This is a genomic window from Eremococcus coleocola DSM 15696, assembly GCF_000428865.1.
GTDB classification, from domain to species: domain Bacteria; phylum Bacillota; class Bacilli; order Lactobacillales; family Aerococcaceae; genus Eremococcus; species Eremococcus coleocola.
Window position 1 is genome coordinate 1 of record NZ_AUAT01000013.1, and the last position, 23,089, is coordinate 23,089.

Below are 23,089 nucleotides of genomic sequence, written 5' to 3' on the forward strand. Positions count from 1 at the left end.
TTTTAACATCATCCGAGGATGATGGCCTGGACGCCCTGTGGAAGTAGGTTTAGGAAATTCACTATCAGGGATTGAATCAACGAATAAGCTAATGAAACGGGCATCGTGATTTTTAGCGATATCAAAATCTAAATTTAATACTAAAGAACAATCAGATGTGTTATAATGTTTATACATGAAAGCCACTCCTTTAAATGTATTTGTGCTTATTTACATTATATCATGTGAGTGCTTTCATGTTTACTAAAATAATAAAAAAAGGTCATTATCACGATTGCGATAATGGCCTTGTCTTTTTATGGACTGGACTTTTTGCCCAGCCTCTTCTTTTTTTGTTTTAATTTCGTTCATGTGAAAATTGAATAAAAACAACACTTACAATCAGCTGTTTTAATGAATTTATTAATAATGATTTGTGAAAAAATATAAAACATTATAACTTTACCTTATAGTCACTCTGTCTTTTTGTTATTTTATTTCTATCCTGTTTCTTGATAAAGTATATTTATAAATGATATCGCTTACATTAGAGATATCTTTATCTTGCTTAAGTTATCAAAAGATTAGGAGGGAATTGTATGAAAACAAAGTTGACTGAAATGTTGGGGATCAAATATCCTCTAATTCAAGGGTCGATGCAGTATATGTCTTTAGCTGAATTAGCCTCTGAAGTATCTAATGCCGGTGGTCTCGGCTTAGTTCCTTCGATGGCCTTCCCCAATGTAGATGCCTTACGAGCGGAAGTTCGTAAAATGAAGTCTTTAACGGATAAGCCTTTCGGCTTTAATATATCTCTAGTTCCGGAAGTAGTCATTCCTCAGATGATTTTTGATTATATCAATGTTTTGATTGAAGAAGAAGTGCCGGTCATCGAGACGTCCGGACAACGTCCGGGTAACTTTATAAAACCGATTAAGGAAGCGGGCATCCCAATCATCCATAAAGTTACCTCAATTAAGCATGCCTTAGCAGCCCAAGCGGACGGGGCAGATATTGTCACAGTAATCGGGACTGAAGGGGCGGGCCACCCTGGTTTAGACCAAGTACCTGGCTCTATTCTCTGGGCTAAGGCGGCTGAAGAATTAGAAGTTCCTGTTTTAGCTGCTGGTGGGATTGTCGATGGTAAATCCATGTATGCTGCCATGTCCTTAGGCGTTGATGGCATCCTAATGGCTTCGCGTTTTTTAGCTTCCGATGAAGTCAAAGCACCCCGTTCTTTCAAAGAAAAATTGATTACCTTACCTGAAACATCCACCGTGTTAACCATGAAATCCTTAAGGAATGCTATGCGGGTGGTTCATAACAAGCAAGCCCAACGGATCCTGGATGCGGAGGCTGCCGGCGCGACTTTAGAAGACTTGATGCCTTTAATTTCAGGCAAGGCGTCAAACATTGCTTTAATGGAAGAGCGGTATGACGATGCCCAGATGACGGTTGGTCAAGGTGTAGGTCGGATTCGGGAGATCAAACCAGCCCGGGAGATTGTGGCTGAAGTCATGGCTGATTTCTATGCAACTCATGATTATATGAAGGATTTAGTAGGTAAAGACTAGTCTCTGTTGTGAGGTACTATTATCGAGTTAGCAAATTTGTATCTTATTCGACTACTAGTCGATATTGTTAAAATAAAGTTAAAAAGCAGGACTGGGCAAAGAAATCCCAGTCCTGCTAATTTAAATTAAAATTTATACGATACAAGGCAGTAGTTGACTGGATGAAAACCGCGTTGTGAAGCAACTTGTTCCATTCTAGTCAACCTTGTGGGGGCGGGGAATCAAAGTAGCTGAGTTCACTGGTTCAATCAGCTACTGGAGCACTTGGAGCGAAGTGACTTAGTGCTCCAGTAAGTGAAAATCACAGATTTTCTACTTCTTGCCCGCTCCCACTTTTAATTTTCTATTTGAAGTAAAGGCTAGAAGAAAGTATTTAAGACAAAGGTTAGTAAGGCAATAGCATAACCCGGTGGGTCGATATGAGTTTTGGTATTAGTGTTCAAACCACGTGCGACTAGTTCAAAGACTGCCCAAGCAACCACCCCAAAGATAATCGCAATCGCATAGTTATTAAAGTGAGCCATAGCTAAACCAGCCAATAAACCAACATGGTGACCTACTGGGAAGTCAGCTCCAAAGATGGTAAAGAAGAATAGGAAGGCACCAAAACCAAAGCCAAAGAATGGTACGTTGGTCACAGAGGTCACATAAGCAATGACGGCAGCATAAGCAGCAGACCAAAGAATTCCAAAGATAATTTCTTTACCAGAAATAGCTAAACGACTTTGACCATTTTCAACAGGGCTTAATAGATTTTGCTTACCAAAGACAAGACGAGTAATAATTGAACCGACTACGATACCGACAGCACCCCCATCGGCTTGGATGCCCAGAACATTAGTAATTAGATAAGCAGATAGGTAACCGATGACTGCAAAACAACCACCGACTAGAAGCGCCATTGGTTCTTGAACGCCAAAAGGTGCACGGTCAATATCAGTTCCTTTGAAACCGTCAATTTCTTTGCTACCTAGGTAGGCAGTTGCAGCTACTGCACCGGTAAAGGCAATATGGGGACCAAAGAAGAAACCAAAAGCTACATCATTGAGGAAGGCATCAGATCCGGTTGCCACCATGATGGCAGAACCAACGAGAACAAAGAAACCACAGAGCCCGATGGCCGGGATGGCACCAATGGCAGCCCCGAAGACGCCACCAAAGAATGCAAGAATAAGAGATAATAAGTCCATAATTTCACTCCTTAAAAAATTATAATAACCTAAGCTTATTATAGAGGAATGCCCTTAATTAAACCACTAATACTTACTTATATTATCCTTAAGCTTTGGTCATACAAGGAGCCATGATTTACCTACCCATTTTGACTTGATTCAGCGTGGGTAAATCAAGGTTAAGCAAAAATCCAGGCCCAGCTATAAGCTGTTGCCTGGATTTCTGTCTAAGCGAAGGGGATTGCTTAGAGTGGGTTAGGAAGGTATTTCGCTCGAAATTTAGGTTCTAACCAAACAGAGTGGGTTGGGCTTAATTTAACCTCTTGCCCCATCTCATAATCAAAGCCAGAATCCCGCTAGTTATAGTGGTAGACCTCGCGTTTCCGTTCCAAAATTGGGTTAGGATGAGGTACTGCTGATAAGAGGGATTTAGTATAAGGGTGGATAGGATTGTTGAAAATTTCTTCCGTTGTCCCAGTTTCTAATAAATGGCCAATGTGGAGGACGCCAATCCGGTCGGAAATATACTTGACCATGGCTGCTAGGTCATGGGCAATAAATAATTAAGAAAGGCCGGTTTCTTTTTGGATATTTTTCATTAAGTTAACGATTTGAGCCTGAATGGAAACATCCAGAGCTGAGATGGATTCATCGGCAATAATCAATTTAGGATTCATAATGAGGGCCCGGGCAATCCCGACCCGTTGTCGTTGGCCCCCAGAGAATTGGTGGGGGAAGCGGTTAGCAAATTCGCGGGACAAGCCGACCCGTTCTAAAATATCTAAAGCGGCTTGTTCACGGGCTTCTTTAATTATTAGAGGGAGTTTTGAGGCAATTGACCGATAATAAAATAAAAAAAATGGGGTAAGCGATTTTTGGATGACAAAAATCCTTACCCCATTCCTTTAATCTAGGTATGGTGGGTGCTTAAAATTTACAAATATTCGAATCGAAGATTTCTTAATTCAAGAATGAGTTATTACCTGTCTTAATAGTTAGGCAATTTTTTCAAGAAGGGGAAAGTCAGACTTTGGGGCAACTTGATCTAGTTCAGGATTCATAGTTTGATAATTTGTTTTCTTAAGATTTGAAATGGACATCATCGCCACAAAACTAAGAATATAGAGTGAGGCAATGAAGAGCATGACTTGAGGTACACCCGCAATTTCAAGGATGTGACCAATGATGACGGAAGAAAAGCCTCCTACAGCTCGACCAACGTTTAAGATAACATTATTAGCGGTCGTGCGAACTTTATAGGCATAGAGACGAGAAATAATGGCGCCATAACCTGCAAACATTCCGTTGACGAAGAAGCCCATAATCGCACCTCCGATGAGGAGGGTGGCATAGTTGTTAACAAAAGTAAAAGCATAGACAGAAATCATGGAGCAAATTAGGTAAGTCCCGTAGGTTAAACGTGGTCCAAATTTATCTAGGACTTGGCCGAAGGTTAACATACCCAGACACATTCCTAAAATCGTTGTGACCATCCAGATTGATTTATCAGCAGCAATATTAAGCGAATTTTGAACCATAGTGGGTAACCAGTTCATCATGCCAAAGTAACCGGCGATTTGGACAGTGGTCATCACCATTAGGGCTAAGGTTTGGCGGCTCAATTTTCCAGTGGCAAAGAGGTCTGAGATTTTACCTTTTTGACTGGCGTCGATATGGTGGCTATGTTCTGCCTTAAGGGTATCGGCATCCACCGCAAAGTGCATCCAAACTACGAAGAGGAGTGGGAATAATCCGAAGAGGAAGAGGCCACGCCAGCCAAACATTGGGGCAATCAGTGCGGCAAGGACAGCAGATGAGATAGAACCAATTTGTCCTACAATCCCATTTAGAGAGGAAACCCGGCCCATTTTTTCAGCGGGGACAATATCAGCCATAATGGCAATAGCTACACCGTACTCACCGCCGACCCCAATCCCAGCAATAAAGCGCATGAGATATAAGTAGAAAAGAGATGGGGTAAAGAAGATGAGGCCAGTTGCGACTGCAAAGATAATAATGGTCCATTTGAACACTTTAAATTTATTATATTTATCGGCTAAGACTCCAAAGACAAGGCCTCCGAGTAACATACCAAAGTTAGTAATAGTGGCAATCCAACCAGCTTGGCTACCAGAGAGATTGAGTTGACTAATAATAGAAGCCATTGTGAAAGAGAGAAACATCACATTGAGGTCATCCATGCCGGATGCTACAATGGCGGCGATAAGGGCGTGACGGTTATTCTTGCTGAGTTTCTTATACATAATTATTCTCCTTTTAATGGAAGATCTCGCCTTCCTTTATTAAAACTGAGGGACTTGGTGTTAAGAGCGACGGACAACTAATTACTATGAATGAACCTTAGTCCAGGCTAAGGGATCTTGGTGCCAGGCAGTCAGGGTTGCTTTTGCATGGGCCAAGTCAGGATTCTGGGTAGCTTGATCAACCAAGGCTAGGTAGTTGCTTAGGGTATGGTAATCATAACCTGCTTGGGTAAATGCTGTTTTGCTAGAGTCTAATTGATAGTCAAAGATAGCTAAGCAGCCTAGAACCTTTCCGCCAGCGGCTTGAACGACATCAGCGGCAGCGATAACAGACCCACCGGTTGAAATCAAATCCTCAATCATGACGACCTTTTGGCCAGGCTTAAGTGGACCTTCAATGGTATTTTGTTTACCATGACCTTTGGCTGAAGCCCGGACATAAATCATAGGTAGATTTAATTGATGGGCGATAATCGCAGCGTGAGGAATTCCAGCGGTGGCTGTACCTGCAATGACGTCTGCATCTGGATAGTGGGTTTGGATAAGTTGGATGAAGCTCTCTACAATTTGATTTCTTTCCTGGGGATAACCGATTAAAAGCCGGTTATCACAATATATTGGCGCTTTTAGTCCACTTGTCCAAGTATAAGGTTGGTCAGGACTTAGGGAGACTGCTTGGCGGTCTAAAAGAATCTGGGCAATTTCTTGGGGAGATAACATAACTTAGACTTCCTCTCTTCTTTCTTTAAGCCCAGCTTGCCAATCGGTTTTAATCGTTTGATAAGCTAGATAAGGATCTGGCGCTTGAAAAATTGGACGCCCGACTACAATATAGTTAGACCCTCTTTGGGCTGCTGCCTTAGGTGTCATAATGCGCACTTGGTCTTCATGGTCTGACTGAAAACCTTGGGGGCGGATGCCAGGAGTTACAGTTAGAAAGCTAGGGCCGGTAGCTGCTTTGATTAAAGCAGCTTCTTGGGCAGAACAAACGACTCCGTCCAAGCCAGCTCCTTGACTTAATTGGGCCAGGTGTTTGATAGCATCTTCTAAGGGAGTATTAACCAAGAGTTCTTGACTTAACATGGTTTGATCAGTAGAAGTTAGATGGGTTACGGCCACTAAAAGTGGGGCTCGGCCTGCCTTTTGGCAACCTGCGAGCAGCCCTTCTTTAGCCGCTTCTAACATTCGGGACCCACCTGAAGCATGGACGGTTACCATTGAGACTTGGAGTTGGCTGAGTTGTTTCATGGCTCGATACACGGTATGAGGGATATCGTGTAACTTTAAGTCTAGAAAAATTTCATGTCCTTGGGCTTGGATTTCTGAAATCCACTGAGGCCCATAGTGGTAAAACATCTCCATCCCGATTTTAAGGTTAAGCTTTTGTTGATTGAAGAACTTTAAAAACTCACGGGCTTGGTCTTGGTGGTCAAAGTCGAGGGCAATGATTGGCTTCTGTGTATTCATGACAACTCCTTTCAAAGAAAAAGGTCCAGTTCTGTGAACTGGACCTGAAAATGGCTATTTAAAATAGTCTTAGACTATGTCATAGTCTAAGCTTGGCACATTCTTGGGTGTTTCACAGAACACAATTAAAGAATCAATATTTAACTTGTATACATTGTAGTGATAAAGAAAGGGAAAGTCAATGAAAATTATTGGCCCACAGGGTGGAAACGTTGGATAATTTGTTTCATTGGATAATAGAGAAGCGGTACGAGAATAGCAGTCACTAAGGCAGTGAATAAAGATGCGGGTAGGCCACTTAAAGCCGCGGCCATGGCTGCGGGGAAGGCGGCTCCAAGAATTAATTGTCTAACTAAATACTTAATAAAGATAATAATCACTTTACTGGCTCCCGCCACAATGCCTAAAGTGACTAAAGCCATAAACTTATCTTGGTAGTTAAAAATAGACCGATAAATCATTTCAACTATTAGAATAACCAGTAAATTTTCAATCACAGTAAAGACTGCGGATGAGGCATAACCATTGAGGACATCAAATAAGAATAGACCTACTCCTGCGGCCATCATCCCCCGCTGATAGCCCATCAGTAAGGCGGCTAGAACAACCAAGGCATTGCCAGGATGGACAAAAGTATTGGCAATGGCTGAAGGCATGGGCACCCGAATGAAAGTAATGGCAATAATAATTAGGGAAGCATACATACCAGCTTCAAGAACTTTAAATAGTTTATTGTTACTTTGCAATGAAATAACCTCCTATTAAATACTTATTGAGATTGTAACACAATTTGCTAGCATGAGGGTGTTAATTTGGTTACATTCTTAAGTATTTTTGCTTAAAATAAGGCATCATGCTAGAATAATGAAGAAATAGAAAACAGAGAGAAGAGATGGAAGTAATTATGACCCTTACAGAACAAATTAACCAAGACATCAAAACGGCTATGAAGGCTAAGGATAAAGAAACCTTAAAAGTCATCCGGATGCTAAAAGCAGCCTTGCAAAAAGAAGCCATTGACCAAGCGGGTGACCTGACAGCTGACCAAGAATTAACCATTATTAATCGTGAAATGAAACAAAGACGGGATGCTATGGCTGAGTTTGCTGCAGCTGATCGCCAAGATTTAGTCGCTGACCTGGAACAAGAAATTGCTATTGTTGAAAAATATCTACCAACCCAATTATCTGGAGCTGAAGTCAAAGCTAAATTAGAAGAAATTATTGCTGCAACTGGTGCCAATTCAGCAAAAGATTTCGGTAAGGTCATGGGTCAAGCAATGGCCCAAATGAAAGGGCAAGTGGATGGGAATGTTGTTAATAAACTTGTAAAAGAATTATTGGCCTAAGACAAGGCTAGAAGGAAAGATAGTATGCAAACAGACAAGCGAATTAATGGAATTATTATAGGATTAGCGGGTCTGATTCTTTTGATTCTGGTAGGGTTAGTTTTTTATATGTTCCAGGGGACGACCTCCGCTAGCCAGGCTGCTCAAGCACAAGCGGCAGTGGATAGCTTATTTACAGACGAAAGTCATAATTATTTGAATCCTGAGTATAGTAAAGAAAAATTAGCCACGACTCAGAAACAAATTAAAAAAGTAGGTTTTCTCGATCGGTCAAACTATCAAAGTCAAGTTCAACAAGCAGAAAAACTCTATCAAGGCCTCAGTGACCTTGACCAAGTCTTTGAAGGTAACCAAATAAAAGACCGGGGGGTAGCGATTCCTAAATTAGCAGATTTAGCGGTCAAGGTCGGGGTCGATCAAGCCTTACTTGAGCAACAAAGTCAAAAGCTTGAAGGGATTGCCCAAACGGGTACAGGCCAAGATTTAAAAAGTTTATACCAAGATGTGACGAACTTAATTGATGCTAAAGCAGGGGTCATGGAACAGGTTAAAGCCTTGCCGGAAATTAATGATGATTTTGATAGTCTAAGTCAAGCGGCTCAAGCAGTGGCTAATTTTTCAGATACTTACGCTAATTACTTAAAGCAGGGGCTTTACAAAGATGTTCAAGACCAATTAAATCAATATGGGCAAAAAGTTGGTCAAATGATAGTGGAATACCCCACTGCACTCGACCAAAATCCTAATCTCTTGGACTTATTAAAAAATACCCCCAGCTTAGCTTTGGGGTTGAAAGATAGCCAATATGAAAAACATCTGCAAGTGTCACTTACCTTTGATGATGGCCCTAATGATGAATTTACACCGCAATTATTGGATGTGATGAATAAATATGGGGTGAAGGGAACTTTCTTCTTAATGGGAGCTTATGTCGATGAATATCCTGAGATGACCAAACGAATTGTGGATGAAGGTCATTATCTAGGTAATCATACCTATAATCATTTTGACCTCCATGATCTGACTGATGAAGAAGTTAAAACTCAGTTTGAATGGACTAATATGGCCATTGAAGAAGCGACGGGAACCCGGCCGAAAATGTACCGGATGCCGTTTGGCGGTGGCGGTGAACGGGTGTATAATTTAATGGCTGATTCAGGAATGGAGTCTATCCTCTGGAATTTAGACTCACTTGATTGGAAGACACAGGACCGTGACATGATTGTTGAAGAAGTGATGAATGATTTGCAAGAGCATTCACTCATACTTATGCATGATACCAATCAAGCCACGGTTGATGCGATTGATATCTTAATTCCTAAACTACAAGAAATGGGTTATGAATTTGTTAGTCCTCTAGATATTGATTTTGAATTGCGTTATTTCCCAGAGTAGGCTTGAATGTAATTATAAATAGTAAAAAGATAAGTACCACCAGAAAGTGCCTGGTGGTACTTATTTTTTTATAATTTGAAAGTTTAACTTAGAAAGCTTAGGCCAAAGACTACATATCAAAGTCAAAGAAATGCTGGTCCTTAAGAATATGGATGAAACGAGAGGTTAGGTTAGCAGTCAATCCCCATAAGATTTCGTTAGGTAGTCGATAGAAGAGAATATTGTGATGAGGTTCCCGCCACCGGTAATTACGGCCATGGGTGATTAATTCATAAGGGAAGTCCTCGCCAATCTGAGTATCATAAGTGACCGAATAGGAAATTGGTTCATTTTTGGCCAGAAAGTTTAAAGGTACGGTAAAGAGACGTTCCACTTCTTCATTATAATCTATATCTGCCAGGCTAATATCTTTAAGCAAGCCAACAAAACATCGCATAATGGCCCATTCGGTGACGTTATAGTCTATTTCACCAAAAAATTCAATCTGTTGACTGGGGATGCGTAACTCTTCAAAAGTTTCACGGATGGCTGCTTCTTGAAAACTTTCACCAGGATCGACCGCACCACCAGGAAAAGAGGTGTCTCCTCCTTGAGAGATGTGGGCCGCCCTAACTTCGTAAAGGATATGCAATTGCCCATCAATTTCAATGAGTGGAATTAATACGGCATAATGTTTTTGTTGGCCATAAGGTTCGGGTTGATAATTCTCAACAATTTGTTTAATACGGGCAAATGATTGTGTCATTGAGCCAGCTCCTTGCTTTCTTAATCGTCGTTATTATACAATGAGTGCACTAAAATTAATAGCAATTGGCTTAGCGATAAGAATTGGAAAACTTAATAGGAGGACAAAGATGGTGGAAAATACATTTATCAGTCAAGGACTTCATTATTTTTTAGCAGGGTCTGATTTTGACTTTCGGTATGCTAAACAAGGTCAAGCAGTCTATGATCAACTGAATAAAATGATAGCCAGTATGGCCGTGCAACCGAGTCAGATTTACTTAGGCCACCAAGTTCATGGCAATAAAATTGTTAGAGTAGGACAAATGGAAGGAAAAGCCTTTGGTCCGGCTACCATCTACCCTTACACGGATGGCTTGATTACTGATCAAGCTCAAGTTGCTTTGGTGATTAAGTTTGCGGATTGTACGCCCATTGTGCTCCATGATCCTAAGCAAGGTGTGTTAGCCTTGCTCCATTCAGGTTGGCGGGGAACTAAACGAAAGATTGGTCCTAAGGCTCTAGCGATGATGGTGGAGGATTATGGCTGTCGGCTGGAAGATATTCAAGCTCATATTGGGCCTTCTATTGGCCAAAGTGATTATGAAGTTTGCTTGGATGTATATCAGGCTTTCCAAACTAATCCAGACTATCTAACTTTCTTTGAACCCCATACCGAAGACAAATATTTTTTAGATATGAATGGGCTTAATCAACACTTATTGGAGGAAGCGGGCTTAGATCGCGGTCAGATTCAAGTGGACGAACGCTCGACCTTTCAAGATTCAGCCCTTCATTCTGCGCGTCAAGAGGGCAAAGACTATGGTCTGAATGCGATTGCTGTCATGATGGAAAAAATTGCCTAAAAGACTTGCTTTTTTTTAACAAGAAGAGTATCTTATAAATCGTAACCATTACTGTTATAAAAAATAGGAGGATTTATGGCTAAGAAATCAAAAATTGCAAAATATGAAAAACAGTTAGCCCTTGTAGAAAAATATGCTGACTTAAGACATGAATTAAAGGAAAAAGGGGATTATGAAGCCTTAAGAAAATTACCCCTCGATTCCAATCCAGTTCGTTTAAAATACCGTGATCGCACGGATGGGCGTCCGCGCTCATATATGCGTAAGTTTGGGATGTCTCGGGTTCGTTTTAGAGAATTAGCCCATAAGGGACAACTGCCTGGTGTCAAAAAAGCTTCATGGTAGGCGAAAATTATATCGTTTAATTGCTAGTATGAGTCAAGCAAGTTAAGTCTTGCGCTCATATTTTTTTTGGATATCTCTTATCGTCAATCTTTGTTAAGATAGAAGAGAGAAAAGAGGTGTGAAATGACCAATCAAACGATCATTGATTATGTTAAAGCTGAATTGAGTCAGGATAAAACAGGTCATGCTTGGGATCATATTGAGCGGGTGGTTGCAAATTGTAGGCAACTCCTCGCCAAGTTAAACAAAGTGGTAGATGAAGAAATCGTCATTACTGCTGCCTATGTCCATGACTGTTTGGATGATAAATTATTTAATAATCCTGAGGAAAAAGAAGTACAATTAAAGCACCATTTATTAAATAATGGCTTAAGCACAGACCAAGTAGTTACCATTATTGATATCATCAAAAACCAATCCTTCTCAGCCAATTTGACGAGCCGTCAGGCTTTAAGTTTGGAAGGACAAGTCTTACAAGATGCCGACCGCTTGGATGCCTTGGGGGCAATAGGAATCGCTCGGACTTTTTATTATGCTGGGGCCAAAGGAAATCCGCTGTATAACCAAAGTTCTGTTCGGACACAACTCGACAAAGCTGCTTACCGTCAAGCAGAGAATTCGTCGATTAATCATTTCTATGAGAAGCTCTTAAAGTTAGAAAATCTGATGAATACGGAAGTGGGTAAAAACGAAGCCCATAAACGAACGTTATTTATGCAAGAATTCCTCAGTAATTTTTATCAAGAAATTGGACAAGCGCCTTCAGACAATATATAGTATAAAGTAGCGTCTTTATGCTATAATAGTGGAGTATTTTAGAAAAAGGAGAATGTATTTATGATTTCAGCATCCGATTTAAAAGCAGGAATGACTTTCTTGCAAGATGGTAAGTTAATTCGCGTCTTAGAAGCGAGCCACCATAAACCAGGTAAAGGTAATACCATTATGCGTATGAAATTACGGGACGTCCGTTCAGGGGCCACCTATGAAACTTCCTTCCGTCCTGAAGAAAAATTTGAACGTGCTTACTTAGAAACTAAGGAAGTTCAATACTTATATGCTATGGAGGGTACCGCCGTATTCATGGACTTAGAAACTTATGAACAATATGAAATTCCAGTCGATTCCATTGAAAATGAATTATTATATATTTTAGAAAATGAAAATGTTAAAATTCAATTCTTTGGTTCAGAAGTGATTGGGGTTGAATTACCTTCAACCGTTACCCTTAAAGTGGTTGAAACTCAACCTTCAATTAAGGGTGCCACTGTGACTGGTTCTGGTAAACCTGCTACTATGGAAACGGGTCTAGTAGTTAACGTACCTGATTTTATCGAAACTGGTGAAAGTTTAATCATTACTACTGCAGATGGTTCATACCAAAAACGTGCTTAATTAAAGTAAAGAATTAAAAACACGAGTCGAGAGCATTTGCTCTTGGCTCGTGTTTTTTGCTTTGTCTAATAGAGGCAATGGTTTATTTCATCTTTAATAAGGTCTTAATTAAGACTCTTTATGCCGGACATTAAAGGAAACAATGCCATATTGGTCTGGTGCAAACCGGACGGTGGTGTGTTCGAAGAGTTGTCCGAAGTCAGTGTAGACAAAGTTTTCTAGGATGCCGACACAATTATAAGCATTGAGGGTGATAAGATCGTAGTCATGGGCATTGGCACCTTCAACTCGCATGACTGATTTAGAGGCAGCGATTTTAAAGTCTAATTCTTGATCAATATAATCATAGATGGATGATTCAAAAATTTCTTTTGTGACTGTTCCAAGAATTGATTTTTTGAAATAGGAGGTATCGTACATGGTCGCTTGATGGTTTACTTTACGTAAACGCTCCACAAAGTAGACGATATCACCTACATTAAAAGAAGTAATCTTGGCAATAGATTTATCCACTGTAATTTCTTCAAAAGCTGTCACAATCGTCTCTTTATCGTTGAACTTATCTGAATTTAAATCAATCATCCCTTGGAAATTACCAGAACGTGAAAATAGAAAGTCAGCGTTGTTATTCTCTAAGACAGCAACGCCACGGCCCTTCACACTATAGGACCAACCTTCAGAATTTAATTGTTGGATTGCCCGCCGGACAGTATTTCGGCTAGCAGAAAAACGTTCAACCAATTCCATTTCGGTAGGTAAGAAGCCCGTTTGACGAAAACGACCCGCAACAATTTCAGATTTCAGTGTTTTATAAATATGATCAAATTTATTTTGCATGGAACCCCTCCCTGTTTAAACATATTATAAATGATTTTATTAAAAAATAAATAGGTCTGTCTCAAAAATCGTATTTTAGTTTGAATATTTGGCAAGTATGATTGCTATTTCGGTCAGACTCTGACAGAAATAAACATGTTGGAAGCTTGTGTTATCAATAAAAGCAACATCGACCATCTTTTTTAATAAATTGGCTAAGTCGTCGTAATAACCATTGATGTTATAAATAATACAAGGGGCATTGCCGCTCTCCATCCGCAGCCAAGCGAGGACATCAGCGACTTCTTCTAGGGTGCCTGGTCCGCCTGGTAGGGCAATAAAAGCTTGGCCTGCTTGGATAAGAGCTTCTTTGCGTTGACTCATAGTGTCAACTTCAATTAATTTATTTAAGTGGGTATGGTTAAGTTCAGAATTATTTAATACTTGGGGCACAATTCCGGTAACTTGACCTTGGTTGGCTAAGACGGCATCTGCTAGCAGTCCCATCAGTCCAGTCGAAGAACCACCGTATATTAGTTGGTGGTCTTGCTCAGCTAACCATTGCCCAAGTGCTTGACTCGCTTCCTGAAATTGAATTTGATTACTGGTTAAAGAACCACAAAAGACCGTGATGTTCATGTCATTCCTCCTATTAAAATTAATGGGTTTAAAACCAATCCAGTACATGGTTTAAACGGGCTAAACATAAATTGGGCAGGCCTTGTCTTGAAAGGCCATGACTTGACTTGGGATAAAGGATTAGGTCTGAGTCAACACCGCTTCGTTTAAGTGCCCGATACATCTGCTCCTCTTGTTCATGGGGGCAGCGGAGGTCATCGAGGCTATGAAGGAAACGAGTGGGTGTTTTAGCGGCTTTAGCATAAGCTAGGGGAGACATTCGCCAAAGATTTTTTATTTGACTGAGGTTGTTTTGTAATTGAAACTCCACAAAATGTGGTCCAATATCTGAGCTGCCATAGAAAGAAATTCAATTACTGATGGACCGTTGTGAAACGGCAGCCTGCCGGTCTGTATGACCGATAATCTAGTTGGTCATAAAGCCGCCATAAGAGCCACCTACAACATAGAGGGCCTTAGGATCAATTTCAGGATGCTGTGCTAACACATCATCTAACCCCAACATAAGGTCTTCATAATCCTTATAGCCATAGTCGCCCAAAATAGCGGCGACAAAACCTTGGTCGTAACCCGCGCCCCCGCGGGGAGTAAGTATGATAAGACCATATCATTGATAATTATTCTCTTCTTGATTGGGACAGGTTTCTAAATAAAAAATGTCATGGTCTGGATGATATTAAACTTGAATTAAACTATTTAATTGAAATAAGTCTTGGTAGGTGAGTGTAGCCATAGAAATCCCTCTTTTCTATTTATAAAGTAGTATAGCATATCATTTATGAGGAATTAATGAGAAGGGCTTAATGATAGAAAATAGCTATTTTTCGACAAGAAATTAGGGATAGGTTATAATAGACATAAGAAAAGTAAGTAAAGTTTAGGAGGACATAGAAATGAATGGATTAATCATCGTTGTTATAATTATAGCAGTATTGCTACTAATTGCTTTAGCTTGGGCTGGGATTTATAATCGGCTAGTTAAACTAAGAAATTGGGTTGAAGAAGCCTTTGCTCAAATTGACGTTCAATTACAAAAACGGAACGATTTAATTCCTAATTTGGTAAATACAGTGAAGGGTTATGCTAAGCATGAATCAGAAACCTTAGAAGCTGTTGTGAAGGCGCGTCAACAATTGGTAAATCTCCCAAGTGATGCCTCTGCTGCAGAAATCAACGCCCATTCCAATGAATTATCTGGAGCGCTATCTCGTTTATTAGTGGTAGTGGAGCAGTATCCTGATTTGAAAGCCAACACTAACTTTACCCAATTACAAGCAAGCTTGGAAGAAATTGAAAAGCAAATTGCAGTAGCCCGTCAATTATTTAATTCAAGTGTCGCTCAATATAATACAACAATCCAGTCAGTACCTAATAATATTGTGGCGGGAGTTCATCATTTTACTAAAAAAGAAATGTTACAGGCTCCTGAAGAAGCACGGGCAGTACCAACGGTTAATTTCGATTAATCTATAGATTTTGATTCGAGTCATAGGCTAGTTTGAGTCGATTTTTCCAGCTTATCATCTTATCTTTTAGGGATTTCCTAAAGAAGGGACGAGTTGTTAAGATGCTCAAGAAGTGCCTATGGCTTTTTTGAGCTTTACTTTGTAGGGAGCGATTTAAATAGGCTACAAGTCTATTATTTTTTGAGAAAGAATAGTACAATAGTGTTTATGCCAAAGCAATTTAGAGAGGGGGTAAATAATGGGACGGACTAATCTATATATTCATTATGATGCAGTAACTAATCATGTCATGACTCGAGCCATTAACTTTGAAATTCAGGATTTCCCTAAACATTATTTTCCTCAGAATATTATTTTGGCTGAATCAACTTTAGATTTTGGCCGGTTTGATCCTCAGACCAACTTTAAACTGATTCGTGGTGCCAGTGAGATTCAAGTTTATTTTGAATCAGCTCACAAAGAAAAAATGAGGATTTCTAATTGGATTGATTTTGAAACCTTGGAGGATATGCATGGCTTGACAGCTCAAGAAATTGCTGAAATCCTTTATCTCTTCCATGCTAACAAAGCTTTGAAATCAGCATTTTTCTATAAATTGCAAAATAATTATGTTTATTTAACCTTGCCAAATGGGTTAAATAAAGTTTATTACCGGCATGTACAGCATTTCTACCCGCGCTTTCAAAGAGCAATGGTGGTGCATATGAGTGAATTACTAAATGAAAGTCGATCCCTCTTCTTTATGAGAAAAGCTAAGGTTCAGGCTTTACCACTCGAAATTGCCGAGCAAGTAGCACCTATTTTTGTCAACGGGTTAAAAGTCAATTTTCAACAGGCATATGTCAAAGGAAGTCGTCATTTTGTCCCTCTGGATATTGTTGAAGATGAGTTAACCTTATTAACTTTAGATCAAGCACCTAAAAATCATATTGGTTTTATTATTTATGATAGTAATGCGGAAAAATGGAGTCTTGAATTGACTCTAGACCGGGATTAACGGGAGGAAACAAATGAAGATTATTGTATTATATGGCGGATTAAGCCCAGAACATGATATTTCAATTTTATCAGCGACCAATGTTATTAATGCCTTACTTGAAGCAGACTATAGTGTTCAACCTTATTATATAAATAAGGAAGGTAAGTGGTTAAAAGCACCGCTAGTCACAGAAAAGCTAGAATCTGATACTCTTCTTCAATTGAAACAAGCCCATGCCGCTTCTTGGGGAGATGGTCAAGGCTTGACTTCTACAGGCGTCTGGATTCAACCAGGTCAGATTGCTGAGGATGATGCAGTTGTCTTCCCAGTACTTCATGGCCCTAATGGCGAAGATGGAACGATTCAAGGCTTCCTAGAAGTATTGAACTTACCATACGTAGGTGCAGGGGTGACCGCTTCCGCTACTGGAATGGATAAAATCATTTCTAAACAACTCTTTGACCAAGCTGGTTTACCTCAAGTCCCTTATGTTTATTTCGACAAAAGAGACTGGCTCCAAGATCAAAGCCGTTGGATTCAAAAATGTGAGGGCAACCTTCTCTATCCTTTCTTTGTCAAACCTGCTAATATGGGATCAAGTGTGGGGGTTTCACGGGTTGAAAATAGTCAAGAACTGATTAAAGCGGTGGATGTTGCTTTAGAATTTGACCGTCGAATTGTAGTAGAACAAGGTATCTCTGCTAATGAGTGTGAGGTTGCAGTCTTAGGTAATGATGATATTCATGCCTCCGTCGTGGGTCGTTTGGTTAAAAGTAGTGACTTCTATGACTATGATGAAAAATACATCAATAATACAGTTGAGATGGAGATTCCAGCTAACCTACCTGAAGCCGTTTCTGACAAGATTAAAGACTATGCTTTAAAAGCCTATCGGGCAGTTGATGGAACGGGCTTAACCCGGGCTGACTTCTTTGTAACAGCTAACTATGATATTTATATTAATGAAGTAAATACTATGCCTGGCTTTACTCAATTTTCAATGTATCCAAGTTTATGGCAAGCAACGGGCTTAAATTACCGTGACTTAATTGATGAATTAATCCAATTAGCGATTCGTCGCCATCAAGCCAAGGCAAGCATTCGTAAAATCTATTAAGGTCAGTCAATAAAGTTTTAATTAGGAGTGGAGCATGAAAGCAATTAAATTGATGGATGTGGTCAAAGTAGTCCACGCAATCGACTATACGGCCCTAGATCGTTTTATTTCAGTCACAGGTGTCGAATTTGATTCAAGAAAGGTCAAACCAGGAGACCTCTTTGTACCTTTAAGTGGAGGCGCAACCGATGGCCATGATTATATTCAACAAGCCATTAAAAATGGCGCCGTTGCAACCTTATGGTCCAAGGAAGCACAAGCCGCCCCTGCCGACCAAATTGCCATTGTCCTAGTAGATGATACGCTAGTCGCCATGCAAGCCTTAGCTAATTATTATCGGAATAGTTTAAATCCTAAAGTTATCGGTATTACCGGTTCAAATGGTAAAACTACAACTAAAGATATGACAGCCAACGTCCTAAAAGCTAAATATAAAGTTCATAAGACGGAAGGAAATTATAATAACGAAATTGGTTTGCCTTATACTTTATTACAAATGCCAGCTGATACCCAAGTGGTGGTGTGTGAAATGGGCATGAGTGATTTTGGTGAGATTGAGGTCTTATCTAAGATAGCCCAACCCGATATCGCCGTCATTACCTTGATTGGTGAGAGTCATTTAGAATTTCTGGGGTCTCGCGCCAATATTGCTAAGGCTAAGTTGGAAATTTTAAAAGGGCTAAAAGAAGATGGTCTATTTATATATCCTGCTAATGAGCCGCTCTTACAAGAGGCGGGGCAAGCCCTCGGTGACCGTGCTCGCTCATTTGGTCTTGATAACACAGCCGATTTTTATGCTTATGACCTTAAAGAAGATAAGAATAAGACTTATTTCCATACCAACATAGATGACCAAGTCTTGTGCTCAATTCCCGTGATGGGGGCGTATAATGTTGGTAATGCCATGATTGCCTTAACCGTAGCGCAAGAATTAAAAGTACCAATCGAACAGGCAATTTTCCAACTGTCCCAATTCAAATTGACTAAAAACCGGCTAGAATGGTTAACAGCCAGCAATGGGGCCAGCATCTTAAATGATGCTTATAATGCCAGTCCAACCTCAATTAAAGCGGTCTTAAAATCCTTCTCCCAAGTAGAAACACAAGCTGAAGGTCGACGTCTAGTTGCCTTAGGTGATGTCAAAGAACTTGGTCCTGAGTCTGCCAATTACCATGCGGCCTTAAGTCAAGAGATTGACCCTAAAAAAATTGCGAAAGTCTATTTATTAGGTCCCCAAATGCAACATTTATATCAAGCGCTCCAAGCCAAATTCCCTAAACAAGCTTTATACTATACCGAAAATGACCACAAGGCTTTGGTGGCGACTATTCAAGCTGACCTTCAGGTCCAAGACCACTTATTAGTGAAATCTAGTTTAGGAACTGATATGCTATATGTGGTTGGAAAACTAATTGGTGAAGATATTTATAATCCATACCGTACAATTAAATAAAACAATGATACTGTGACCGTTAACCATTTGATAGATGCTTTACGAAATGGAAGACGTTTTTTATATGAAAGGAATTTATATTGAAATTTTCAGATTTAAACTTAAAAACAGAATTGATCGAGACACTCGACGAATTAGGCTTTGAAGAACCGACTCCGATTCAACAACAAGCTATCCCTTTTGTCCTCCAAGGGCGTGATTTAGTGGGTCAAGCCCAAACCGGGACAGGAAAGACAGCCGCCTTTGGCTTACCGATGTTACAAGGCCTAGATACCGACCACCGTGCTCTACAAGCTTTAATTATTGCTCCAACCCGGGAGCTAGCCATCCAAGTGCATGATGAACTTTATAGTCTTAGTAAAGGCTTAAAAACAAAAGTTTATGCAGTTTATGGTGGTTATTCAATTGGTAAACAAATTGACCGGATTCAAAAGTTAAAACCCCAAGTTATTGTGGGTACACCTGGTCGCCTTTTAGACTTGATGCGTCGTCAAATTATTGATACGTCCTATCTAAAAACTTTAATTATGGATGAAGCCGATGAAATGTTAAATATGGGTTTTATTGAAGATATTAAAGCCATTGTGGAACAAACCCCATCCAGTCGACAAACCTTAATGTTTTCTGCCACCATGCCTAAGTCAGTTCAAAATTTGGCTCAACAATTTCTAACCCAACCAGCTGAAGTGAAAATTGAAGCTAAGCATTTAACGGCAGACTTAATTGACCAATATTTTGTTAAATGTCGAGACTCAGAAAAATTTGATATTTTAACCCGAATGTTAGATATAGAGTCGCCTGATAAGGCCATTATCTTTGCCCGCACCAAAAAACGCGTCGATGAAATTGGCCGTGGTTTGAGTTTACGGGGTTATGATGCTGAATTGATTCATGGGGATGTCACCCAACAAAAACGGACACAAGTCATGAATGAATTCAAACAAGGACGTTTAGAATTATTAGTTGCCACAGATGTGGCCGCGCGTGGAATTGATGTATCGGGGGTCACCCATGTTTATAATTATGATATTCCGCAAGACCCTGAATCGTATGTCCACCGAATTGGTCGAACCGGTCGAGCGGGTAATGAGGGCCAATCAGTAACTTTTGTTATGGAAAGTGAATTGCCTTATTTACGGACTATTGAAAGTTTGACAAAAATTCAAATGACCCCGATGCGTCCACCAACTGACCAGGAGGCTGAAGCGAGCCACGTGCAACAACTTATTGACCGCTTAAATGCGACCATTGCTGATGGAACCGTTGATCCTTACCGGGCAACAGCTAAACTCTTATTAAATCACTATGAATCAAATGCCTTGGTGGCGGGTTTGTTAAATGAAGTGATTAATAATAATACTGAAATTGAGGTTCAAATCTCTCCACAGAAACCCCTACCGCGGGCTCATAAAGAAGAAAAGGGCAGAAGTAGAGGTAGACGACAATTTGATGGGCGTCAGCGCAAAAAAAATACAGATAAATTTGCTAAAAAAGAAAAGTCTACAAAGAAGTATCCAAAGAATAAAAAAACTGGTAAAAATTCAGATAAGCCAGCTGGTAAGCGACGGGAAAATGCGAATAATGCCAATAAAAGCCGTCACATCCGCCAAGATGGCAGCATAAATACGAATTCTTTCAAAATTCGTAAGAAAGATAAGTAAAATTATTAAGAGGTGAAATTATGAAAATTGGCATTGATATTGTTGAAATTGACCGGATAGCAAGTATTTTGGCCAAGTTTGATAATTTTCCTCAAAAGATTTTGACTGAGCAAGAGTTAGAGGTGTATCAAGACCTAGTTACACGTGACCGGAAATTAGCCTTTTTAGCGGGACGTTTTGCCGCTAAAGAAGCCTATGCTAAAGCTCTGGGAACTGGCTTAGGCGCTGTGGTACAATTAAAAGGCTTAAGTGTCATGAATAATCAAGCAGGCCAGCCCTACTTTGCTCAGGCTCCAATTATGCAAGGCGTAGCCTTGTCGATAAGTCATGAACGCCATTATGCGGTATCTAGTGTGATTATAAATCAGGGTGACCAGGAATTGAACCAAGCCCTTCAAGCCCTTCAAGCTAAGAAATAAGGAGTGTTATTGAAAATGGTAGGATATAGTGAACACCGCCCCACCCAAGCAATTGTAAATTTGTCAGCCATTGAGGCTAATATAAAATGGCAGCAAGCTAAGTTAGAGCCTGGCCAAAGTTTAATTGCAGTGGTTAAAGCAAATGCCTATGGTTTAGGTGCTGAACAGGTTGCGCGGACTGCCTTAAAAGCAGGAGCCGAAGGGCTTGCGGTAGCGACGGTTGACGAAGGAATTAGTTTACGGAAAGCGGGAATTATTCAGGTGCCTATTTTGGTTTTAGGTCTAACAGATCCTCAAGGGATTGCTGAAATTCTCCATTATAACTTAACTGTCACTGTGTCTGATTTAGATTTCTTCGACCAAGCTTATCAACAATTATTGACGACAGATGACCTATATTTACTCGATAATTTAAAGTTACCCTTCCATTTGGCTTTAGATACTGGAATGACCCGAATAGGTTTAAGAACAGAAACAGAAGTAAGCGATTTTGTTACTAAAATCCAAGCCTATGACTGGGTTGACTTCCAAGGAGTTTTCACCCATTTTTCAACCATCGGCGGGGGGCCTCAAGATTATGTGGAATATCAATGGCAACGTTGGTTGGATTTAACCGCTTTGATTCCAGAATCTGTTAAGATTCGTCATTATGCCAACTCTGCTATGGGTCTTTGGCAAGACCGTCAACCTGCTTCGACCTGGGTCCGTTATGGGGTGGCTATGTATGGTCTCGATCCTATGGATCGGATTCCTAGTCATTTTAAAGAACAAGTGGATACTAGCCAATTAGGCCTAAATGAAGAGGACCCTTTACAACCCGCCTTAGAATTAATTTCTGAGATTGTCTATGTCAAAGAAATACCCCAAGGAACCAAGATCTCTTACGGGGCAACCTATCAAAGTTCAGAAAAAGAATGGATTGCGACGATTCCGATTGGTTATGCTGATGGTTGGTTAAGGTCCTATCAAGTGATACCTGTCCTAGTGGAAGGTCATGCCTGTCCCGTAGTCGGCCGAATCAACATGGACCAATTAATGATTCGCTTACCTCATTATTATCCTAAAGGAACCCCAGTTACTTTAATTGGCCCTGACCATGGTGCCTATAATCATATTTCATGGATTGCCCAGCAAACAAGCACCATCGGTTATGAAATTATGACTAATTTAAGTGACCGGATTCCACGGATTTATATTCCTTAGGAGGTAGTATATGAAATTAAATGGTTTTGTAGTCGGTTTAGCCCAAGAAAATACCTATGTTTTGTCTGATGAAATAGGGCAAGCCTTAATCTTTGATCCTGGTGACCAGGCTGACCAATTAATTAATCAGATTGAAGCGGCAGGTCTCAAGCCAATCGCAATTTGCTTGACTCATTGTCATTTTGACCATATTGGAGCGGTGGATGCCTTACGTGATCATTTTGAAATTCCGGTCTATGCCCCCGAACTTGAAGCTGATTGGTTAAGTGACCCTAACTTAAACTTATCGGCTGGGATGGGGCTACCACCAGTCATTCAAGCACCGGCAGATTATTTATGGCAGGAGATGGGCCCGCAAACGATTGGAAGCTTTAACTTTGAACTAGCCCATGTACCGGGTCATAGTCCCGGTCATTTAATTTATCATTTTGCCCAAGAAGACTTAGTTGTTTGTGGCGATACAGTCTTTTATGAAAGTGTAGGACGGACAGACTTCCCGGGCTGCAGCTTTGACCAATTAAAGGCAGGGATTGAAGCTCATATCTTTACTTTGCCAGACGAGACCCAATTGTATCCTGGTCATGGACCTGCAACGAGTGTGGGTCATGAAAAACTACATAATCCTTTTCTAACTTAAAGTTGATATAAAAAGGGAGCGAGCAAGGAGCAGAAAATCTATGATTTTCGCTTGCTAGAGTATTTGGATAAATGTAGTTGAGCTCATACTTTCGCTCAACTACTGGGGCGCTAAGTTGTTTCACCTCCATGCGCCCCAGTAAGTGCTCCAATAGTTGAACAAAGATATGAG

23 protein-coding genes and 3 pseudogenes are annotated in these 23,089 nt (G+C 40.3%); 15 read left to right on the forward strand and 11 right to left on the reverse strand.

Annotated features, from left to right (window positions below; genetic code table 11):
• A pseudogene (locus G396_RS12085) lies at positions 1 to 177 on the reverse strand (IS5/IS1182 family transposase); the annotation flags it as partial.
• Between the two features lie 401 nt (positions 178 to 578).
• Here G396_RS12085 and G396_RS0104080 point away from each other — a divergent pair.
• Positions 579 to 1,553 carry an NAD(P)H-dependent flavin oxidoreductase gene (locus tag G396_RS0104080; protein WP_028125130.1) on the forward strand — a complete coding sequence of 325 codons (975 nt, stop codon included), beginning with the start codon at positions 579 to 581 and terminating at the stop codon, positions 1,551 to 1,553.
• A 359-nt stretch (positions 1,554 to 1,912) separates the two neighbouring features.
• On the opposite strand, the gene G396_RS0104085 is transcribed toward G396_RS0104080, so the two are convergent.
• The 6 genes and pseudogenes from G396_RS0104085 to G396_RS0104115 form a co-directional block, all read right to left on the reverse strand.
• The gene (locus tag G396_RS0104085) at positions 1,913 to 2,743 is read right to left on the reverse strand and encodes a DUF7973 family transport facilitator (RefSeq protein ID WP_028125131.1); all 831 of its coding nucleotides are present in this window, start codon (positions 2,741 to 2,743) and stop codon (positions 1,913 to 1,915) included.
• 338 nt (positions 2,744 to 3,081) lie between these two features.
• Positions 3,082 to 3,561 (reverse strand): annotated as a pseudogene (locus G396_RS10105) (ATP-binding cassette domain-containing protein).
• A 159-nt stretch (positions 3,562 to 3,720) separates the two neighbouring features.
• Positions 3,721 to 4,989 carry an MFS transporter gene (locus tag G396_RS0104100; RefSeq protein ID WP_006418798.1) on the reverse strand — a complete coding sequence of 423 codons (1,269 nt, stop codon included), beginning with the start codon at positions 4,987 to 4,989 and terminating at the stop codon, positions 3,721 to 3,723.
• A gap of 84 nt (positions 4,990 to 5,073) precedes the next feature.
• Positions 5,074 to 5,709: an orotate phosphoribosyltransferase gene (gene pyrE, locus G396_RS0104105; protein ID WP_028125134.1), complete on the reverse strand. Its 636-nt coding sequence runs from the start codon at positions 5,707 to 5,709 to the stop codon at positions 5,074 to 5,076.
• 3 nt (positions 5,710 to 5,712) lie between these two features.
• The gene (gene pyrF, locus G396_RS0104110; RefSeq protein ID WP_028125135.1) at positions 5,713 to 6,456 is read right to left on the reverse strand and encodes an orotidine-5'-phosphate decarboxylase; all 744 of its coding nucleotides are present in this window, start codon (positions 6,454 to 6,456) and stop codon (positions 5,713 to 5,715) included.
• A gap of 188 nt (positions 6,457 to 6,644) precedes the next feature.
• On the reverse strand, positions 6,645 to 7,202 hold the full coding sequence (locus G396_RS0104115; RefSeq protein ID WP_028125136.1) for an ECF transporter S component: 558 nt from the start codon (positions 7,200 to 7,202) through the stop codon (positions 6,645 to 6,647).
• 158 nt (positions 7,203 to 7,360) lie between these two features.
• Here G396_RS0104115 and G396_RS0104120 point away from each other — a divergent pair, with 158 nt between their 5' ends.
• Positions 7,361 to 7,804: a GatB/YqeY domain-containing protein gene (locus tag G396_RS0104120; protein WP_028125137.1), complete on the forward strand. Its 444-nt coding sequence runs from the start codon at positions 7,361 to 7,363 to the stop codon at positions 7,802 to 7,804.
• Positions 7,805 to 7,828: 24 nt separating this feature from the next.
• Positions 7,829 to 9,199: a polysaccharide deacetylase family protein gene (locus G396_RS10905; protein WP_051221106.1), complete on the forward strand. Its 1,371-nt coding sequence runs from the start codon at positions 7,829 to 7,831 to the stop codon at positions 9,197 to 9,199.
• A gap of 109 nt (positions 9,200 to 9,308) precedes the next feature.
• Here G396_RS10905 and G396_RS0104130 read toward each other — a convergent pair whose 3' ends face one another.
• Complete coding sequence (locus G396_RS0104130; protein ID WP_028125138.1) at positions 9,309 to 9,944, reverse strand: NUDIX hydrolase; 636 nt, start codon at positions 9,942 to 9,944, stop codon at positions 9,309 to 9,311.
• Between the two features lie 109 nt (positions 9,945 to 10,053).
• Here G396_RS0104130 and pgeF point away from each other — a divergent pair, with 109 nt between their 5' ends.
• The 4 genes from pgeF (at position 10,054) to efp (ending at position 12,528) form a co-directional block, all read left to right on the forward strand.
• A complete protein-coding gene (gene pgeF, locus G396_RS0104135; RefSeq protein WP_028125139.1) occupies positions 10,054 to 10,788 on the forward strand; it encodes a peptidoglycan editing factor PgeF in 735 nt (244 codons plus the stop codon).
• A gap of 75 nt (positions 10,789 to 10,863) precedes the next feature.
• On the forward strand, positions 10,864 to 11,133 hold the full coding sequence (gene rpsN, locus G396_RS0104140) for a 30S ribosomal protein S14 (protein ID WP_006418790.1): 270 nt from the start codon (positions 10,864 to 10,866) through the stop codon (positions 11,131 to 11,133).
• A 123-nt stretch (positions 11,134 to 11,256) separates the two neighbouring features.
• A complete protein-coding gene (locus G396_RS0104145) occupies positions 11,257 to 11,910 on the forward strand; it encodes an HD domain-containing protein (protein WP_028125140.1) in 654 nt (217 codons plus the stop codon).
• A gap of 60 nt (positions 11,911 to 11,970) precedes the next feature.
• On the forward strand, positions 11,971 to 12,528 hold the full coding sequence (gene efp / locus G396_RS0104150; RefSeq protein WP_006418793.1) for an elongation factor P: 558 nt from the start codon (positions 11,971 to 11,973) through the stop codon (positions 12,526 to 12,528).
• Between the two features lie 108 nt (positions 12,529 to 12,636).
• Here the strand turns inward: efp and G396_RS0104155 are convergent, their stop codons facing one another.
• From G396_RS0104155 to G396_RS11165, 3 genes and pseudogenes are all read right to left on the reverse strand, one after another.
• Positions 12,637 to 13,365 (reverse strand): GntR family transcriptional regulator, encoded by a 729-nt coding sequence (locus G396_RS0104155; RefSeq protein WP_006418778.1) that lies wholly within the window; start codon positions 13,363 to 13,365, stop codon positions 12,637 to 12,639.
• 75 nt (positions 13,366 to 13,440) lie between these two features.
• Positions 13,441 to 13,983, reverse strand: coding sequence for an LOG family protein (locus G396_RS0104160; RefSeq protein ID WP_028125141.1), 543 nt, complete (start codon positions 13,981 to 13,983; stop codon positions 13,441 to 13,443).
• Positions 13,984 to 14,011: 28 nt separating this feature from the next.
• A pseudogene (locus tag G396_RS11165) lies at positions 14,012 to 14,590 on the reverse strand (alpha/beta hydrolase family protein); the annotation flags it as partial.
• Positions 14,591 to 14,876: 286 nt separating this feature from the next.
• Here G396_RS11165 and G396_RS0104175 point away from each other — a divergent pair.
• From G396_RS0104175 to G396_RS0104210, 8 genes are all read left to right on the forward strand, one after another.
• Entirely contained in the window at positions 14,877 to 15,449 is a 573-nt protein-coding gene (locus G396_RS0104175; RefSeq protein WP_081683541.1) for a LemA family protein, read from the forward strand.
• 238 nt (positions 15,450 to 15,687) lie between these two features.
• Complete coding sequence (locus G396_RS0104180; protein WP_006418812.1) at positions 15,688 to 16,446, forward strand: hypothetical protein; 759 nt, start codon at positions 15,688 to 15,690, stop codon at positions 16,444 to 16,446.
• 13 nt (positions 16,447 to 16,459) lie between these two features.
• Entirely contained in the window at positions 16,460 to 17,545 is a 1,086-nt protein-coding gene (locus G396_RS0104185; protein ID WP_028125143.1) for a D-alanine--D-alanine ligase, read from the forward strand.
• Positions 17,546 to 17,579: 34 nt separating this feature from the next.
• Positions 17,580 to 18,998, forward strand: a complete 1,419-nt coding sequence (locus G396_RS0104190) for a UDP-N-acetylmuramoyl-tripeptide--D-alanyl-D-alanine ligase (protein WP_028125144.1) — start codon at positions 17,580 to 17,582, stop codon at positions 18,996 to 18,998.
• Positions 18,999 to 19,078: 80 nt separating this feature from the next.
• A complete protein-coding gene (gene cshA / locus G396_RS0104195; protein ID WP_028125145.1) occupies positions 19,079 to 20,659 on the forward strand; it encodes a degradosome RNA helicase CshA in 1,581 nt (526 codons plus the stop codon).
• Positions 20,660 to 20,679: 20 nt separating this feature from the next.
• Positions 20,680 to 21,078, forward strand: a complete 399-nt coding sequence (gene acpS, locus G396_RS10115; protein ID WP_006418893.1) for a holo-ACP synthase — start codon at positions 20,680 to 20,682, stop codon at positions 21,076 to 21,078.
• A gap of 15 nt (positions 21,079 to 21,093) precedes the next feature.
• Positions 21,094 to 22,281 carry an alanine racemase gene (gene alr / locus G396_RS0104205; RefSeq protein WP_028125146.1) on the forward strand — a complete coding sequence of 396 codons (1,188 nt, stop codon included), beginning with the start codon at positions 21,094 to 21,096 and terminating at the stop codon, positions 22,279 to 22,281.
• Positions 22,282 to 22,291: 10 nt separating this feature from the next.
• The gene (locus G396_RS0104210) at positions 22,292 to 22,918 is read left to right on the forward strand and encodes an MBL fold metallo-hydrolase (protein ID WP_006418731.1); all 627 of its coding nucleotides are present in this window, start codon (positions 22,292 to 22,294) and stop codon (positions 22,916 to 22,918) included.
• The last annotated feature ends 171 nt before the right edge of the window (positions 22,919 to 23,089 follow it).

Excerpts from the sequence above, each read along its gene's own strand:
- G396_RS0104080 (WP_028125130.1), top strand. The coding sequence starts at position 579 with ATGAAAACAAAGTTGACTGAAATGTTGGGGATCAAATATCCTCTAATT.
- G396_RS0104085 (WP_028125131.1), bottom strand. The coding sequence starts at position 2,743 with ATGGACTTATTATCTCTTATTCTTGCATTCTTTGGTGGCGTCTTCGGG.
- G396_RS0104100 (WP_006418798.1), bottom strand. The coding sequence starts at position 4,989 with ATGTATAAGAAACTCAGCAAGAATAACCGTCACGCCCTTATCGCCGCC.
- pyrE (WP_028125134.1), bottom strand. The coding sequence starts at position 5,709 with ATGTTATCTCCCCAAGAAATTGCCCAGATTCTTTTAGACCGCCAAGCA.
- pyrF (WP_028125135.1), bottom strand. The coding sequence starts at position 6,456 with ATGAATACACAGAAGCCAATCATTGCCCTCGACTTTGACCACCAAGAC.
- G396_RS0104120 (WP_028125137.1), top strand. The coding sequence starts at position 7,361 with ATGACCCTTACAGAACAAATTAACCAAGACATCAAAACGGCTATGAAG.
- G396_RS10905 (WP_051221106.1), top strand. The coding sequence starts at position 7,829 with ATGCAAACAGACAAGCGAATTAATGGAATTATTATAGGATTAGCGGGT.
- G396_RS0104130 (WP_028125138.1), bottom strand. The coding sequence starts at position 9,944 with ATGACACAATCATTTGCCCGTATTAAACAAATTGTTGAGAATTATCAA.
- pgeF (WP_028125139.1), top strand. The coding sequence starts at position 10,054 with ATGGTGGAAAATACATTTATCAGTCAAGGACTTCATTATTTTTTAGCA.
- rpsN (WP_006418790.1), top strand. The coding sequence starts at position 10,864 with ATGGCTAAGAAATCAAAAATTGCAAAATATGAAAAACAGTTAGCCCTT.
- G396_RS0104145 (WP_028125140.1), top strand. The coding sequence starts at position 11,257 with ATGACCAATCAAACGATCATTGATTATGTTAAAGCTGAATTGAGTCAG.
- efp (WP_006418793.1), top strand. The coding sequence starts at position 11,971 with ATGATTTCAGCATCCGATTTAAAAGCAGGAATGACTTTCTTGCAAGAT.
- G396_RS0104155 (WP_006418778.1), bottom strand. The coding sequence starts at position 13,365 with ATGCAAAATAAATTTGATCATATTTATAAAACACTGAAATCTGAAATT.
- G396_RS0104160 (WP_028125141.1), bottom strand. The coding sequence starts at position 13,983 with ATGAACATCACGGTCTTTTGTGGTTCTTTAACCAGTAATCAAATTCAA.
- G396_RS0104175 (WP_081683541.1), top strand. The coding sequence starts at position 14,877 with ATGAATGGATTAATCATCGTTGTTATAATTATAGCAGTATTGCTACTA.
- G396_RS0104180 (WP_006418812.1), top strand. The coding sequence starts at position 15,688 with ATGGGACGGACTAATCTATATATTCATTATGATGCAGTAACTAATCAT.
- G396_RS0104185 (WP_028125143.1), top strand. The coding sequence starts at position 16,460 with ATGAAGATTATTGTATTATATGGCGGATTAAGCCCAGAACATGATATT.
- G396_RS0104190 (WP_028125144.1), top strand. The coding sequence starts at position 17,580 with ATGAAAGCAATTAAATTGATGGATGTGGTCAAAGTAGTCCACGCAATC.
- acpS (WP_006418893.1), top strand. The coding sequence starts at position 20,680 with ATGAAAATTGGCATTGATATTGTTGAAATTGACCGGATAGCAAGTATT.
- alr (WP_028125146.1), top strand. The coding sequence starts at position 21,094 with ATGGTAGGATATAGTGAACACCGCCCCACCCAAGCAATTGTAAATTTG.
- G396_RS0104210 (WP_006418731.1), top strand. The coding sequence starts at position 22,292 with ATGAAATTAAATGGTTTTGTAGTCGGTTTAGCCCAAGAAAATACCTAT.